This window comes from Brevibacillus sp. AG (assembly GCF_028369215.1).
Taxonomy (GTDB): Bacteria; Bacillota; Bacilli; order Brevibacillales; family Brevibacillaceae; genus Brevibacillus; species Brevibacillus porteri.
In genome coordinates, this window is record NZ_JAQMYO010000014.1 from 84,359 (window position 1) to 99,931 (window position 15,573).

At 48.3% G+C, this 15,573-nt stretch carries 14 protein-coding genes; 3 read left to right on the plus strand and 11 right to left on the minus strand.

Features of this window, described 5'->3' with window-relative positions; all coding sequences use genetic code 11:
- Window positions 1-123 precede the first annotated feature (123 nt).
- Window positions 124-780 carry a response regulator transcription factor gene (locus POF51_RS27685; protein WP_069851973.1) on the minus strand — a complete coding sequence of 219 codons (657 nt, stop codon included), beginning with the start codon at window positions 778-780 and terminating at the stop codon, window positions 124-126.
- Complete coding sequence (locus tag POF51_RS27690) at window positions 755-1,825, minus strand: PAS domain-containing sensor histidine kinase (protein WP_106834876.1); 1,071 nt, start codon at window positions 1,823-1,825, stop codon at window positions 755-757. Before POF51_RS27690 ends, POF51_RS27685 begins: the two co-directional genes overlap by 26 nt.
- A gap of 161 nt (window positions 1,826-1,986) precedes the next feature.
- On the opposite strand from POF51_RS27690, the gene POF51_RS27695 reads away from it, so the two are divergent.
- Entirely contained in the window at window positions 1,987-2,502 is a 516-nt protein-coding gene (locus tag POF51_RS27695; RefSeq protein WP_069851969.1) for a GNAT family N-acetyltransferase, read from the plus strand.
- 47 nt (window positions 2,503-2,549) lie between these two features.
- Here POF51_RS27695 and POF51_RS27700 read toward each other — a convergent pair whose 3' ends face one another.
- The 4 genes from POF51_RS27700 to ytaF all read right to left on the minus strand — a co-directional run bounded on the left by POF51_RS27700 (window position 2,550) and on the right by ytaF (window position 7,988).
- Entirely contained in the window at window positions 2,550-3,524 is a 975-nt protein-coding gene (locus POF51_RS27700) for a copper amine oxidase N-terminal domain-containing protein (protein ID WP_017247196.1), read from the minus strand.
- 126 nt (window positions 3,525-3,650) lie between these two features.
- Complete coding sequence (gene yunB, locus POF51_RS27705; protein ID WP_017247195.1) at window positions 3,651-4,352, minus strand: sporulation protein YunB; 702 nt, start codon at window positions 4,350-4,352, stop codon at window positions 3,651-3,653.
- Between the two features lie 30 nt (window positions 4,353-4,382).
- Complete coding sequence (locus tag POF51_RS27710; RefSeq protein WP_017247194.1) at window positions 4,383-7,187, minus strand: calcium-translocating P-type ATPase, SERCA-type; 2,805 nt, start codon at window positions 7,185-7,187, stop codon at window positions 4,383-4,385.
- Between the two features lie 108 nt (window positions 7,188-7,295).
- Window positions 7,296-7,988, minus strand: a complete 693-nt coding sequence (ytaF, locus tag POF51_RS27715) for a sporulation membrane protein YtaF (protein WP_017247193.1) — start codon at window positions 7,986-7,988, stop codon at window positions 7,296-7,298.
- A gap of 166 nt (window positions 7,989-8,154) precedes the next feature.
- Here ytaF and POF51_RS27720 point away from each other — a divergent pair, with 166 nt between their 5' ends.
- A complete protein-coding gene (locus POF51_RS27720; RefSeq protein WP_069851965.1) occupies window positions 8,155-8,745 on the plus strand; it encodes a TetR/AcrR family transcriptional regulator in 591 nt (196 codons plus the stop codon).
- A gap of 19 nt (window positions 8,746-8,764) precedes the next feature.
- On the plus strand, window positions 8,765-9,394 hold the full coding sequence (locus tag POF51_RS27725; RefSeq protein ID WP_069851963.1) for an HXXEE domain-containing protein: 630 nt from the start codon (window positions 8,765-8,767) through the stop codon (window positions 9,392-9,394).
- Between the two features lie 59 nt (window positions 9,395-9,453).
- On the opposite strand, the gene POF51_RS27730 is transcribed toward POF51_RS27725, so the two are convergent.
- From POF51_RS27730 to POF51_RS27750, 5 genes are all read right to left on the minus strand, one after another.
- On the minus strand, window positions 9,454-11,118 hold the full coding sequence (locus POF51_RS27730; protein WP_069851961.1) for a DUF4179 domain-containing protein: 1,665 nt from the start codon (window positions 11,116-11,118) through the stop codon (window positions 9,454-9,456).
- Window positions 11,099-11,665, minus strand: a complete 567-nt coding sequence (locus POF51_RS27735; protein WP_069851959.1) for an RNA polymerase sigma factor — start codon at window positions 11,663-11,665, stop codon at window positions 11,099-11,101. Before POF51_RS27735 ends, POF51_RS27730 begins: the two co-directional genes overlap by 20 nt.
- Window positions 11,666-11,859: 194 nt before the next feature.
- Entirely contained in the window at window positions 11,860-13,512 is a 1,653-nt protein-coding gene (locus POF51_RS27740) for a DUF4179 domain-containing protein (protein ID WP_069851957.1), read from the minus strand.
- A complete protein-coding gene (locus tag POF51_RS27745) occupies window positions 13,493-14,059 on the minus strand; it encodes an RNA polymerase sigma factor (RefSeq protein WP_069851955.1) in 567 nt (188 codons plus the stop codon). The genes POF51_RS27740 and POF51_RS27745 overlap by 20 nt, the downstream gene beginning before the upstream one ends.
- Before the next feature lie 122 nt (window positions 14,060-14,181).
- The gene (locus POF51_RS27750) at window positions 14,182-15,513 is read right to left on the minus strand and encodes a DUF4179 domain-containing protein (protein WP_069851953.1); all 1,332 of its coding nucleotides are present in this window, start codon (window positions 15,511-15,513) and stop codon (window positions 14,182-14,184) included.
- Window positions 15,514-15,573 lie beyond the last annotated feature (60 nt).

Genomic DNA, 15,573 nt, shown 5'->3' on the forward strand with positions numbered 1-15,573 from the left:
AATGTTCTGGGAAACCCCTGATTTCGACCGTTTTATGACCGTTTTTGGTCACAGGTTCGACACAAAAAAAGACGACCCCTTATTGGGATCGTCTTTGGTTTACTAAATACAAGAGATCGTACTCTATTCAAAATCAAGCCAGCCCTTCTTAATCGCATACCGCACCAAATCAGGGCGGGTACGCAGATGGAGCTTTTCCATAATATGCGCTTTATGCGATTCTACCGTCTTGACGGAAACAGTGAGCTGCTCCGCAATTTCCTTGTTACTAAAGCCCTTGGCAATCAAGACCAGCACTTCTTTTTCCCGATCAGTCAGGATGTCGTACTTGGCCTGCTCCTCACCGTTCTTGACCATTTGCAGAAATTCCTCGATCAGAGATTTCGTCGCAGATGGATACAAATAGGCCATGCCCTGATTGACCGAACGGATCGCCGTAATCAAATCGAGGTCAGGGGCGCTTTTTAAAATATAGCCAGCAGCACCGGCTTGGAGTACCCGAAACAGGTATTCCTCGTCATCATGCATCGTAAGCACGAGCACCTGAATGTCGGGTGCCGTTTCCTTCAGTCTGGCAGTTGCCGTCAAGCCGTTTTCCCCTGGCGGCATGCTCAAGTCCATCAAGACGACGTCGGGCCGGACTTCCCATGCTTTTTCACATGCCTCTTTTCCGTCAGCTGCATAACCGACGACTTCCATGTCCTCCTGGGCGTTGATCAGCATCCCCAGCCCAGAGCGTACAATCGCATGATCATCAGCGATCAAGACGCGAATGGTCATTCCCTACCCCCTCCTTCGGCACCGGAATTCGGACGATCACCGTCGTTCCTTCCTCGGGTGCGGAGCGAATATCAACGGTACCACCAAGCAGCTGGGCACGCTCCTTCATGCCAAACACACCGAGACCTTTGCCGATGTTCAATGTTTTCTCTACTTCAAACCCTACGCCGTCATCCACAATCGTGACGACAATTTCCTTCTCCCTATTCTCGAACATGATTCCCAGATGGCTCGCCTTTGCGTATTTTGCCGTATTAGTCATGGCTTCCTGTACAATCCGGTATAACGCTGTTTCCATCGCAGCGGAGTATCTGCGTTTCTCCCCCTGAACATGCAACTCCACCTGGATGTGAAACGTCTTTTCCACCCGTTTCATCAACGAACGTAATGCAGGGAGTAAACCGAGATCATCCAGTGCAGACGGACGCAGCTCCAGCGCCATGCGCTTCACTTCCTCCATCGCCTTGGAAGTCATATTCACCAATTCCGTGACATGCTGCATAACCGGCTCGCTCAATTCTCGTTGTCTGACTACGTTTAGTCCCACTAAAATACTATAAAGCGCCTGCCCTACGCCATCATGCAGCTCCCGGGCGATGCGCTTTCGTTCTTCTTCTTGTGCTTGGATTGCAAAATTCGTCAGCTTGTACTGGTAGCGCTCTTTTTCCACTCGCTGTTGCGCAGACATATCACGCAAAATCATGACCAGCTTCCCCTGCGATTCATCCTCTAGTCTCGCAGAGCTGGCAGCGACAGGGTAATCCACACCCGATTTCGTTCGAAGCCTCATCTCGAATGAAGGCATTTGCACGCGCTTAAAAAAGCAATCCGTGCAGCTCGTTTCTTCCATACACGTTGCCATTCCGAGACACAGCTCGCAAATATGTTTATCTCGAATCAGCTCTTCTTCTGTCCAGCCCGTCATCTGCTCCAACGCAGCATTGGCCTTTACGATTCGTCCCTCATGATCAATTACCAGGATCGCATCGCTAGCGTTGGCAAAGATGGACTGCATCAGGGAGAGCACTTCACTCGACGCACCCATGCGCTCCTCCTTTTGAGACAATCATTCTATCGTTATTGTAAAGTTTCCATAAAAGAAAGTGTATCAGGGAATTCCCTTATCATCATTCGAATTGACATTTTATTAAATTAGAATATCATCTAATTAGATGAACATAAAACATATTGAAAGGAGCTTTTGACATGCCAAGCACTACTCCCTTCCCAGCCCATAGCGCTCGATTGGTGTTTCAGCCCGTCACGGAATACGATTTCCCCGAGCTACTGACGGTGTACAATTCAAACCCCGATTATATGGAGTTTGCCTTTGGACAACGGGTCGTCACTTTACAGACAGTAGCAGATGACCATCAAGATAATCTTGCGTTTGCGGACTCCTACAGCTTTTCGATAAGAGAAGTACACGGTACAGAGATCATCGGGATCGCCCAGTTCATTTTGCGTAATCCGCGAGATAGCCACCCTTGGCTAGGTCTCATCATGCTGCACAATGCTTACCAAAACCATGGTTACGCTAAAGAATTCCTGGATACGTTAATCGCCTGGTACCGGGAAAACGGCTACACCTCTCTGCATCTGGCCGTTTTGGAGAAGAATAGCCGGGTCGTACCTTTTTACGAGAGATACGGTTTTGTTGTCTACGAGGAAAGAGAGACGGAAAAACTCGGTCGCGTCATCTGTATGAAATACCCGATCTAGTCATGAACGCAAAAAACGGGATAGCAAATGCCATCCCGTTCTTTCTCTTACTCTACTACGATTTTTTCAGCAGTGCCGATAGGCGGCAGGCTCTTTGTCATCATTGGGCCGTAAAAGGCAACTACTTGCATATCTTCTTTCAGATCTGCAGGCGAGAGTACTTTGTTGTCTCGCGCATTGATGATAACCGTTTTCTCGGTAATGTTCAGGTTGATTTTTTCTTGGGAGGTTTCGGTAATACCGCGACCTTCTACGAGCATTTTGTAGTTGCCATCTTTATCAGCAGAGATGCTCGCTACTTTTCCCGCTGTTGCCAGGATGTCCTGAGTCTCCAGTCCGCCTTTTACCGTGATGCTGAGCACACTCGTTTGTGGCGGCATGCTCATCGCCATGAATTTTTCGGTAGTAGCATCTACAGCCATACCCAGCTTCAAGTCTTCTGGCTTCAGTACTTTACCAGCTTCATCCGTGATTTTCGTATCTTCCGTCAGGTGCAGGATGATGCCAGACTCGTAAATGTTCAGTGTAACCGAGTAGCCTTTGTCGGATTTGCTGATGTTGGTAATGGTACCTGTACGCATAGGAGCGATTTCGTCTTCCACTACAGTCACTGCATCATCGGTTACATTCACTTCTGCTTGCAGGATTTCGTCTACGAATTTAACTGGTACATATGTACTGCCATTCAGTACACGCGGCTCCGCTCCCAATGTTTTGTACATTTTTGCGAAAGGATAGCGATCCTCTCCTTCTTTTGCGTAGCTGGTGATCGCGCCTCTTTGCACTTCTGCTGCTTTTTCCTTGTCGTTCCAGCTTACTTTGAAGCCAAGAGCTTCAGCAACGGGACGAAGTGGAACCAGTACGGTTTGTTGACCTTTATCGAAGATCGCATCTTGTGCGATTGCTTGACCGTTAATGTTAACGGAAAGTTCTTTTACTGGTTCGGAGGTTGCAGATACCACGCTAGTTCCCAAAACGGCCAGTGCCGCGATTGTCATCATGCCTGTACGGATTGTTTTCATGTTGTTTACGCCTCCAATGTTCTTGCTTGTTTTTGTGTGTCTCTATTCATTGGACGGCACCATTTCAGAAACGTTTCAATGAATTTTTCATAGATGTGTAAATCGTTCGCGTATAAGCGAAAAACATCACGGCTGGCTTGGGATTTGGTTGTTTCGTGGCATCGGCACATCGGGCTTGCCTGACGGGTTATCGTACAAATAAGTCGGTACCTTGCCGACGATCAGGGCTTCGGAGACCGGGATTTGTGTGGTGACCGTCTGTTGCTTGGTCGCAAACGGGATAATGACCCGCAAATCGACCTCGACGTGAATGTAGACAGTCACCAGCACCATGTTGATCCCGGCTTGCTTCAGGCCTGTTTCCAGCTTCGTTTTGACGGCTCCAATCGGAACGAACGACACCGGAATATCAGGCCCAAAGTGCTCCAGAAAGACGTTTTTGGTAGCCAAGCCTAGTGGTATGGTTGTACGGACGTGCTCCTGCTCGAATTCCTTCAAGCGATTTTGAATACGGGCTGTCGTTTCTCCCACAATCCGGGAGTACTCTTTGAAATTAAAATTCACCGCTTTGATGCTGCCATTCTCGTCTTTCTCCATAATGACAACTTCGTTGACGTCGAGACCCTGCTGGGACATGCGTTTGGTGACTGCATCGGTAATAGCGAGCTTGGCGACCTGTTCTGCCTTGGCCTGGGCAATCAACATCAACGTCGGCTCTACCCTGCGTTCCACAACGATAAACAAAACGATCAATACCACCATGATCAGCAGGATCCCAGCGAAAATTTTCCTTCTACGTCTTTTCCATCCTCCCCTTCTCAAGCGCACAATGGCTCCCTCTCCCCTTTGGCGGCTCGGTTAGTCAGGACGAACCGTACGCATAGCTGGGCGTTTCTCTTTGCTTGTGCGCTGTCTGCCGCTGGTAAGCACCCCACCGATTCCCGCGACAAACGTAGGAACTCCCGCCGCGACTAAAATTAATGCCCAATCCCGCAGATTCAGATCCGTTGTTTTGAAGATCGGCTGGAGTGTCTCCATGTATACGACACCGATCACGAGCACGATCGACGAAAGTACGGCCCAGACGAGATATTTGTTTTCAAATACATTGCGGTGAAAAACGCTGTATTGACTCCGGCAATCGAAAACGTGAATCAGCTGCGCCATAACCAACGTGACGAAAGCGACAGTTTGGGCATGCACCAAGTCATTCGGATTCTCTTTGAGAGTCAGCCAGAACGCCAAGAGCGTCATGGCCCCGATGAGGAAACCACGGCTAATAATTTTCCAGCCCAACCCTCGGCTGAATATGTTCTCTGCCTTGTTGCGCGGCTTCTGATACATCGTATCTTTCTCCGCCTGATCGACGCCCAGCGCCATGGCCGGTAAACCATCTGTCACGAGATTGACCCACAAGATCTGGATCGGCACCAAAGGTAAAGGAAGTCCGAGGAGCATTGCAAAAAACATGACGAGAATTTCGCCTACGTTGGACGCCAGCAAATAACGGATGAATTTTCGAATGTTGTCATAGATGTTACGCCCTTCCTCGACGGCGGCGACAATCGTGGCGAAGTTATCGTCGCGGAGCACGAGGTCGGCCGCTTCCTTCGTCACATCTGTACCGGTAATCCCCATCGCGATCCCAATGTCTGAGGTCTTGATCGCAGGAGCATCATTGACACCATCTCCGGTCATGGCAACAACATGGCCTTGGCTTTGCAGGGCACGGACGATCCGCAGCTTGTGCTCAGGGGATACACGGGCATAGACAGTCACTCGCTCCGCATACTCTGCGAGCTGCTCATCTGACATGTTGTCCAGTTCACGTCCCTCCAGCACCTCTCCGTAGCCACGCATCAAGCCAATCTGCCGGGCGATTGCCTCTGCTGTTACCTTGTGGTCGCCTGTAATCATGACCGTCTTGATTCCTGCTTGATGGCACAGATTGATCGCTGGACGCACCTCTTCACGTGGTGGATCGATCATCCCGGCCAATCCGACAAAGACGAGATTGTTTTCCAGGGTGCCGATCGGCTGTCCCGGGCGATAGCCTTGCAGTGTCTTATACGCGAAGCCCAGTACACGCAGCGCTTTGCCTGCCATCCTTTCCGTTTGCTCCAGTACTTGGTGGCGAAGCGTCGCGGAGAGTGGAATGAGCTCTCCCTTCCACAAAACGTGTGTCGATCTCGCCAGCAATGCCTCCGCTGCGCCTTTGGTTAGCAGGGAATACACACCGTCCGTCCCCTTTTCGACAACCGACATCATTTTGCGGTCAGAATCAAAGGGGAGCTCCTCCACACGTTGTCCCTGATTCTTCTGGTTGCTACGCTCTGTATTGCCGCCCAATGCCTTCGCAGAAAGCACCTTGAGAGCTCCTTCTGTCGGGTCGCCTACGACTTGCCAAAAGCGTGACGTCTTGCCCATTCCAAGCAAATTGCGCGTGCTTTGCTCCTCGCATGTCAATCGGGCGTTGTTGCACCGGTCTGCGATTCGGATCATTTGCGAGAGTGCTCCGTCACGGGCGGGAGATACCATCTTCCCTAGATAGTGAAAGGCTCCCTCTGGTGCGTAGCCGCTACCGCTCACTTCATACGTGGAATCGCTGTGCCACACTTGCGTAACGGTCATTTTATTTTGAGTCAGGGTGCCTGTTTTATCAGAGCAAATGACAGAGGCGCAGCCCAATGTCTCGACTGATGGGAGCTTGCGTACGATCGCATTGCGCCGGATCATACGCTGGACGCCAAGCGCTAGCGCGACAGTCACAATTGCCGGCAAGCCTTCCGGAATCGCCGCCACTGCGAGACTCACCCCGGCGAGGAACATCGTAAATAGCTCATGACCATGCCAGACACCAGCAGCGATGACCACAATGGTCAATAGCAGTGCAACGACCACGAGAATTTTGCCCATTTGCTCCAATCGCAGCTGCAAAGGGGTTTCTGCTTCTTCCGCTGTATTCATCAAGTGCGCGATTTTCCCGATTTCCGTGCTCATCCCTGTCGCTACAACGAGGCCGCTCCCTGTTCCTCCGGTCACCATCGTGCCCATGAACGCGAGATTTTTTTGGTCGCCAAGCGGTACAGTAGATGCCTGGGCTGTCTCCAGTCTTTTCACGTTTTTACCGACGGGGACAGACTCCCCTGTCAACGCAGACTCCTCCACCTCTAGCCGATTGGCCGAAAGCAAACGCAAATCTGCGGGAACACGATCCCCGGCCTCCAATTGCACCAGATCACCAGGTACCAGCCGCGAAGCCGGTATCATGGAAATGTGCCCGCCCCGGATGACGCGCGCCATTGGGGATGCCAGCTCCTTTAGCGCTTGCAAGGATCGCTCAGCCTTGGCCTCCTGAATAAAACCGAGGATACCGTTAATGAGGATGATCGCGATAATCGCAATCGCATCCAGGTACTCTCCGAGGAAGTATGAGATCAGTGTTGCGATGAACAGGATGAGTACCATAAAATCCTTGAACTGATCAACAAAGACCGAGTAGAGAGGCTTTCGCTTTTGTTCAGCCAACTGGTTGGCACCTTGTTTAGCCAGTCGCCGCTCCGCCTCCTGCTGAGTCAACCCTTGCGCAGCATCACTATGAAGGGCTTCGGTCACGTCGGCCGCCGCCAGCGTGTACCATTTTCGAATTGGCTGTGTATCCACCTACATCTCCTCCATCCACATCTCACTCCTTTTCATGTGTATGCAGACGAGCTAGAAAATAAAACAACCCGTCCATTTATCTGGACGGGTCTGTGATTGGTTTGTCGGTTATTTCAAGCTTTTGGCTACACCAATGCAAATCAACAAAATCGGCGGCAGCCAGGTGAGTCGCGTCAACCAGCTGGCTTTTCCTGCGCGCCTGCCGAGGGCAATTCCTACCACAAGAAGCAAGGCACTCATCACCGCGATACAGAGAGCGACGAGCAGTGGCGAGTATCCCAAAAACGTAAGGCTGATGCCTGCCCCGAAAGCATCCAAAGACAGGGCAAGCCCCAACATGACGGCCTCCCAGCCCATAATATGCCCAGAGCGGTCAGCGTCGGCTTTGGAGGGGTCTTTTAAAATCTGAATCATGACACCAAAAATGCGGAACTGCGACAATAATACGATGGGTTCCTGCTCTTCCTGTTTTTCTGCGGCTACAACGGCACCGCTGCTCGCAGCAGTAGACTCCTGAGCCTCTGTCCCCGAACGTGTCGCAATGAGCCGCCACAGTGTAAACAAACCCATGAGGATCAAGACCGCGGCACCAATATACTTGCCGATCTCGGGGGTTAACCATTCGGTGAGGGATGAGCCTACAAGCATGACACCATATACAACAGCAAACGAACAACCGGAAACGACGACGAGCGACAAAAAGGGCATTCTCATGTTCCGTAAACCATACGTCAATCCTACACTGACACTGTCCATGCTGATGGCCAGGGAAACGAGCAGGAGTGCGAGCCATCCGCTCATATGTGGTCACCTCTTTCCCATTGCCTATTAGGTATACGCGAAAAGCTCCGCTGATGTGCCAAGAAATCATTGTCTTCTCAGTTGGAAAGTGATACCATTTAATTAAACAAAGTTTAAAACCTTGTTTAACACAAACGTTTTGCTTTCAATAAAAAGGAGGTTGGTCATGTCACAGGTAGATAAAAACAACGAAACGAAAGCGAAAATTTTGCAGTCGACACTGGATTTGATCAAGATGGAGGGCTTCGAGAGTGTGACGGTGCGGAAAATCGCAGCCGATTCTGGTACTAACGTAGCTTTGGTTAACTACTATTTCGGTTCCAAGGATAAGCTCATTAATGAAGCCCTCAGTGCATTTTTAGGAAGCTTTACAGCCACATTTGATATCTTGGAAAACACATCTCTGCTTCCCCAAGAACGACTCAAGCAGTTTTTCATGAGCTATGTGCAGATCATCCAGCAATATCCTGAGCTGGTTTCGCGAATCTTCTCACTTGGTGGCGCTGTATTTACCTCGCAATATGAGTACGGCCAATTTCTAAAAAGCATCGGGTTTGTGAAGATTGAGGGAGTTTTGAAGGAAATGACCCACGAAGAAAATCATGAAGTTCTCATGATGATGATCATGCAGCTGTTTGGAGCGATTTTTCTGCCAGCCTTGCTCAAGTCGATATTGTCTACTGGCGCTGGCATCGAGGTCGCTTCCGTAGAACAACAGATTGATTTGTTATTCGCACGCTATTTTCATGAAAAATAGGAAATAGGGGGAGAGACAGATGGGCTTTTTGCGAAAATATTGGTCTGATCTCGGTCTGTTAGTGGCAGTTGGCGCTGGTCTGTACTTGATGATTCAATGGAGTACCATTCCTGCTATTGAGAGGCTGTTGTGGCTAAGCTTCATCGCCATCCTTGTGCATCAGTATGAAGAGTACCGTTGGCCGGGATATTTTGCCGGACTGTTTAATGGTTTGATTTTTAAAAGTAGCCATCCAGAACGATACCCGCTGAATCCACAGTCTGCGATGATCATCAACCTCGTCATTGCCTATATCTTTTATCTAGTTCCCCTCTTCTTCCCGACGGTCGTCTGGCTCGGCTTGGCACCGATTCTCATGGGCTTCTTCCAGTTTATCTGGCATGGAGTTTTTGCGAATCTAAAAGCAAAAACGCTCTACAATCCGGGCTTGTTCGCCGTTATCTTCTTCCACATCCCGATCGGGGTATGGTATATCCGGCATATCATCTCTACTGGCATGGTAACCACGTCAGACTGGATCATCGGAACGGGCTACTTCATCGTTGCGGTGTACATTCTTATTGTGAAGGGGAATATGTGGCTGAAGGACGAAAATTCGCGTTATACCTTTACTCGTCAACAGTTGGGGCCTTACGTACACAAATCATAAAAACCAGCTCCTGTGATGAAAAAGAAGAGGCCACTGTCGGCCTCTTCTTTTTCTTTGAACTATTTGATTTCAAAAGGTACTTCCCACTTCACGTCATGTTCCACCATATAGGTAGCGTAGGATACCGTGAGCTTTTTCGGTTCTTGCTTCAAGCGCGGAATTGTGATCTCACCTTTGATCTGTACCCGTCCGTCCTTGTCTCTGGTGCTTTCAGTACTCACTGACGCAGCGTAATTCTTCCCATTTTCATCCTTTACAGACCAATCGTGGTTCTCGACTATGCCTTTTCCTAATGTACCCTCTATGGTCATTACGGCCTCACCTAGATCTTCGCCGTTACCTGGCTCCCATGCAAAAGAAGAGAATGTAAAGGTACTGCCTGTTATCTCATCCTTGAAAGTCGCAGCTTTCTTGTCTAGTTCTGTTGGAACCAGATCAAATTTAGGCGAAGCCAGTTTTTTCTCATAAATTTTCTGAAGCTCAAGCTTTAATTTTTGTTCTCCCTGTATCGGGCCAAATGTATGCCACCAATTCAAGACATCGCCTTCTGGTCCTTCTTCCGCTTCTTCTTCTGTTCTCGGTGTGAAAAGAACATTCTTCTTTTTATCAAGCCCATCATCCAATGATTTCATATCCCAAGCTGCTACCACTTCCCCTTTTTCATTGGTGATTTCGTACATCATATTCTCTCCCGAAAAAGCAGGATCACGCTCTTTTTCTGTGATAATGGAGCCTCGCGGATTATTCCGATCGTACAGGATCGACGTTCGTTCAACCTCCAAATAAGCTGATTTTGGAGAAATAGTATCCAGCATGACCCGTGTCGCACTTGGGGAAAATTCGATATTTTTCAGCTCAATCCCTAGACCTTGTGGCGATTGAAAAGCCGTATCCTGGAAGACAACCGTTTTCGTCGCTTCCTTGGCTTTCTTCATATCGATCGGAACTTCCAATGACCATTTTCCTGTCTTATCTGCGATTTCGGTCTGTTCGAAATGTAAGGTCAGTTGGTCGGGAATAGCCTCAGATGATTCGAAGATTTCATTCAAATATCGCTCTGTGATGAAAAATTCTCCATGACTTCCCGAATTATCTCCTTCATCATCCTCGAACCAATTCTTCCCGTTCTGATCCATCAGTTTCGCATTCAAAATATGGTTTTCTATCTTCTTGCCGCTCTGGTCGTATACATCATAGATGACTGCGATCCTCATCGAGTCAGCCAACAGCTCTTTTAACTCGACAGTAATTCCTTGATCGGTTGCCTTTTGCTCCAGCTTTTGAACAAGACCTTTATGGACGGCGTTTATCATACCGCTATCCGCATCCTTCTCAATCTGGAACAAGCTATTCACATAATTCGCAAATGTCGGTGATACAACGGTTCCTGTTACCACCAATGCCGTAAGTCCTGCTACTACCAATCCCGCCTTCTTCACAATATCCCAACCCCTTTGTCTTCTGGTTCGGGAGGAGCGCTTTTGCTTAGAACGTGCAGGAACTGCATCAGACAGCTTATCCATGACCTCATCTGTAAACGTATCGGGTACAGGAGCCTCCAAAACGGTGGAAAAATCCTCATCCTGCATGCCTTCTCCCCATTCTTGCAGGTTCTTCTGGCATTGTGGACAATTTTCCACATGTTGCTCCAATCCTTTGCTCTCGGCAGGGGCAAGCTCATCGTTTACGTATAGCTTCCATTGATTAAACATGAAGCATTTCATAAATAGCTCCCCCTCCCATCGTTTTTGTCAGGCTGTCCTTCATCTTTTTGCGGGCGCGGAATAAACGCATCTGAACGGAGCTCTCCGAGTAGGACAGTCGCTCGCTGATTTCCCGATACGACAGTCGCTGTAGGTAAAACAGGACGAATACCTCCCGATACTCCTCATCCAGCAGCATGATGCTGCGTTCCAGTTCGGCGTCCCGCTCCTTTTTCAACAAAGTCGTCTCAGGCGTATCTGGGTCAATTAGCTGCTCCTCATCGATTTCTACCTGCTCTGTCCGCTTGCGTTTTCGCATTTCATCGAAACAATGATTGCTCGCGATTCGATACAGCCATGAAGAAAACCTATACTCAGGCCGATAGTCGTGCAAATGATAAAAGGTTTTGATAAACACGTCTTGAGCCAAATCCTGTGCGTCTTGCATGTTGCCGATCATCCTGTACAAATAGCCAACAATCTTGCCCTTGTATCTGTCGACAATTTGTCTGTACTGCTCATGATCGCCAGCCAGGATTTGCTCGATTAGTTCCTGTTCGTCCGGCATTTTGCTACTCCTTCATCTATCACAGATCAAGCCAGCGGGGAATGCTGCGCAGCTTCCGTTTTGGTTGATTCATAAGCTAATACGGATTGGCTGGAAAAACCTTTCTCTTATTTGAATAAATTCTTTAAATTACCAAAAACATTTTGATTAAACGCGAAAAGAAGAGGCTTTTTCAGCCTCTTCTCTCATTCGAACTATTTGATTTCAAACGGTACTTCCCAATTCACGTCGTGCTCCACTGTATATTCAGGATAGGAAATGGTAAGCTTTTTCGGTGCTTGCTCCAATTCCGGAATGACCAGCTCTCCTTTGACCAGTACGCGTCCATCTTTGTCTCTAGTGCTTTCTGATCTCAATGTCGCATAGTAAATCTTCCCATCCTCATCCTTTACATACCAATATTTGATGGAGACCACGTCTTTTCCTAGTGTACCCTCTACAGTTATCACAGCCTCACCTTTTTCCTCCCCGCTAGCAGGTGTCCACGAAAAAGAGGAGAATGTACACGAACTGCCTGTCTCATCCTTGAAAGTCGCTGCCTTCTTGTTTAAGTCTTCTGGAATGAGGTCGAATTTGGGAGAAGCCAGTTTGTTCTCATAAACTTTTTGGAGCTGAAACTTTAACTTTTGTTCACCCTGTAGCGGGCCAAATGTATGCCACCACTTCGTGATATCGCCTTCTCGTCTACTATTCCATCCAGCGACGTAAAGAACATTCTTCGCTTTCACAATTCCTTCATCTAATAGAAACATATCCCGAGCTGCCACGACCTCACCTTTCTCGTTGGTAATTTCGAACGCGATATTATTTCCTGATACCGTAGGTTCGACTTTTTTGATTGTGGTGTGGGAGCCTCTCGGATAATCCTCGTCATAATTTACCACTGCCCGTTCAAACTCTACATAAGCTGATTTTGGAACCGTTGAATTCAGCATAACCCGTGTCGCACTTGGGGAGAATTCGATTTGTTTCAGTTTAAGCTCAAGCCCTTGTGGTGATTGGTACACGGCGTCTTTGAACGCAACCGTCTTGGTCGCTTCTTTCGCTTTCTTCATATCGACCGGAATTTCCAAGTCCCACTTCCCTGTCTTGCCTTCGATGTCTGTTGGTACAATTTTCAAAGTCAGTTGTTCAGGAGTAGCCTCCGCCGATTCGAAAATATCGTTCAGGCCCACCTCAGTGATGAAAAACTGTCCATGATTATTCCCGGACTCCTCTCTTCCATCCTCCGCCAACCAATCTTTTCCGTTCGAATCAATTAACTGAAACTTCATAAAGTGGTCTTCTATCTGCTTTCCATTCTGGTCGTACATATCATAGATGACCGCAATCCGCATCGAGTCAGCCATCAGTTCTTTTGCTTCGAAAGTAATCCCTTGATCGGTTACCTTCTGCTCCAGCTTTTGGACAAGGCCTTTATTAACAGCATTTTTCATGCCGCTATCCGCATCCTTTTCAATCTGGAACAAGCTATGCACATAATTCGCAAACGTCGGTGATACGACGGTTCCTGTCACCACCAACGCGGTAAGTCCTGCTACTACCAGTCCTGTCTTCTTCACAATATCCCAGCCCCTTTGTCTTCTGGTTCGGGAGGAGCGCTTTCGTTCCGTACGTACGGGAACCTCTTCGAACAGTTTACTCATGACCTCATCCGTAAACGTATCGGGTACAGGAACTTCCGGATAGGCGGAGAATTCCTCTTCCAGCATGTGATCTACCCACTCTTGCAGCTTTCTTTGGCATTGTGGGCATTGTTCTGCATGCTGCTCCAATCCTTTGCTTTCGGCAGGGGGGAGGTCACCGTTTTCATAGAGCTTCCATTGATTAAACATGAAGCATGTCATAAACATCTCCCCCTCCCATCGTTTTCGTCAGGCTTTTTTTCATCTCTTTACGAGCACGGAACAAACGCATTTGAACAGCGCTCTCCGTAAGAGACAGTCGCTCACTGATTTCCCGATACGACAGACGCTTCAAGTAATGCAGGACGAACACCTCGCGATACTCCTCATCGAGCAGCATGATACTTCGTTCCACCTGGGCGTCTCGCTCCTTTTTTAACAGGGCGGTTTCTGGTGTCTCTGGATCAACGATATGATCCTCTACGATTGCGGTCTGCTCTGTCCTTTTGCGTCTTCTTATTTCATCGAGACAATGATTGCTCGCGATTCGATACAGCCATGAAGAAAACTTGTGCTCAGGCCGATAGTCTTTCAATAGGTAAAAGGTTTTGGTAAACACGTCTTGAGCCAAATCCTGTGCGTCAGGCATGTTACCGATCATTTTGTACAAGTAAGTAACGATCTTGCCCTTGTACCTGTCGATAATCTGACTGTACAGCTGATGATTGCCAGCCAGGATTTGCTCGATCAATTCCCGATCGTCCGGCATTTCTACTACTCCTCCATCTATAACCGACCAGCCTTTGGGGAATGCTGCGCAGCTTCCGTTTTGGTTGATTCACAACTAATACGCACGGGCTGGAAAATCCTTTCTCGTTATTTTGGAAAATTTTATTTTCCTGTCAAAAAAGGTACCGCAAAGCTCACATCGCGATGCTCCTTCAACATACTGTCAAAGGTGATCGTCATTTGCTTCGGCAAGAATTTCATCTCCTCGATTTCCAAATTCCCGCTTACTTTCATCCGTCCATTTTGATTGGCGGATTCCTCGACATGGTATACCGCACTGTACTTTTTGCCCTTTTCGTCCGTCACGTACCATGTATCAAACGGGAAGATTCCCACAACTCCTTCCGCTAGCGTCCCCTCAAACTCGATGTTGTCGCGATCCTCTCTGCTTCCATTAGATACCTTGTGAAACGTGAAGCGAGTCCCATTCTTTTCTGCTGTAACTGGTTTTGCTCCCACACTGGCAGGGTCCAGTTTTACGCTGAATCCTGGCTCTTCCTCTGTATAAACAGCATGCAGCTTAAAGGTTAGACCATTCGATTCTTTCAGGTCGTGGAAGTAATGAAATTGTCGCAGCCCTTTTTCCACTGGAGCAGACTCGCGCCATTTCATCGTATTGATTACGTTTTTCTGAATGCTCTCATCATGGATAGCGACTGCAGAGTCCCATGCGCCAAGGACGACTCCCTTTTCATTGACAAGCTGATAGCTGAAGTCCTTGTTATTCGAATCAATCACCACTTCTGTTCCACTCGGTGCAAAGGTAATCTCTCGCAAATCGAACTGAAATCCTTGGGGAGAGGTATAGGACTGATTGACAGCCACTGTTTTGGTCGCAGCTTTTGCTTTTTTCAAGTTCACGGGTACTGACAGCTGCCAGTTGCCTTTGGTACTGCCCATCTTTTTCATGTGGAACTCTACGACCAGCTCGTCCGGCAGCTTGTTCCCATCGTCAAAATAGCTTCTGAGCTCGTGTTCAAACAGGATATAATCGCCTATCTGGTTTGTTTTCCACGACACTTGATTGGGGGATGAGCTATGTAAAACCTTGCCCGCTTTATCCTTGATCGTGATTTCTTGATATTCATGGGTGGGGGCGTGGAAATTATCCCAATACACATCTGTTGCCTTGCCGTCTTTGTCTTTTACCCCGGCGATGATACTGATGCGAAGCGGGTCTGCCAGAACCTCTTTTGCTTCCAAGGTAAAGCCTTGATCGGTCACTTTCAGATCAAGCCGCTGGGCAAATCCATTTTGAACGGCTTGCAAAATTCCAGGATCTCCAGCCTTTTGCGAGACAAACAAGCTAGTATTCACAGACGGTGCTGCATTCACCATTACTGCCGGACTACTTGTGAAAAACGCCGGGGACACGAGGATTCCCGTTGATACAACGACTGCCAATGCTGCCACACATAACGCCATCTTTTTCATAACTGCTCCACTCCTTGTTTTCCTAGATTCACTTTATATTCACGAGAAACAATCGTTCGG

What these genes read in the sequence shown, in the direction of transcription:
- POF51_RS27695 (WP_069851969.1), top strand. Translation starts at nt 1,987, where the DNA reads ATGCCAAGCACTACTCCCTTCCCAGCCCATAGCGCTCGATTGGTGTTT.
- POF51_RS27720 (WP_069851965.1), top strand. Translation starts at nt 8,155, where the DNA reads ATGTCACAGGTAGATAAAAACAACGAAACGAAAGCGAAAATTTTGCAG.
- POF51_RS27750 (WP_069851953.1), bottom strand. Translation starts at nt 15,513, where the DNA reads ATGAAAAAGATGGCGTTATGTGTGGCAGCATTGGCAGTCGTTGTATCA.
- POF51_RS27725 (WP_069851963.1), top strand. Translation starts at nt 8,765, where the DNA reads ATGGGCTTTTTGCGAAAATATTGGTCTGATCTCGGTCTGTTAGTGGCA.
- POF51_RS27745 (WP_069851955.1), bottom strand. Translation starts at nt 14,059, where the DNA reads ATGCCGGACGATCGGGAATTGATCGAGCAAATCCTGGCTGGCAATCAT.
- POF51_RS27685 (WP_069851973.1), bottom strand. Translation starts at nt 780, where the DNA reads ATGACCATTCGCGTCTTGATCGCTGATGATCATGCGATTGTACGCTCT.
- POF51_RS27730 (WP_069851961.1), bottom strand. Translation starts at nt 11,118, where the DNA reads ATGAAATGCTTCATGTTTAATCAATGGAAGCTATACGTAAACGATGAG.
- POF51_RS27740 (WP_069851957.1), bottom strand. Translation starts at nt 13,512, where the DNA reads ATGACATGCTTCATGTTTAATCAATGGAAGCTCTATGAAAACGGTGAC.
- POF51_RS27735 (WP_069851959.1), bottom strand. Translation starts at nt 11,665, where the DNA reads ATGCCGGACGAACAGGAACTAATCGAGCAAATCCTGGCTGGCGATCAT.
- POF51_RS27700 (WP_017247196.1), bottom strand. Translation starts at nt 3,524, where the DNA reads ATGAAAACAATCCGTACAGGCATGATGACAATCGCGGCACTGGCCGTT.
- ytaF (WP_017247193.1), bottom strand. Translation starts at nt 7,988, where the DNA reads ATGAGCGGATGGCTCGCACTCCTGCTCGTTTCCCTGGCCATCAGCATG.
- POF51_RS27690 (WP_106834876.1), bottom strand. Translation starts at nt 1,825, where the DNA reads ATGGGTGCGTCGAGTGAAGTGCTCTCCCTGATGCAGTCCATCTTTGCC.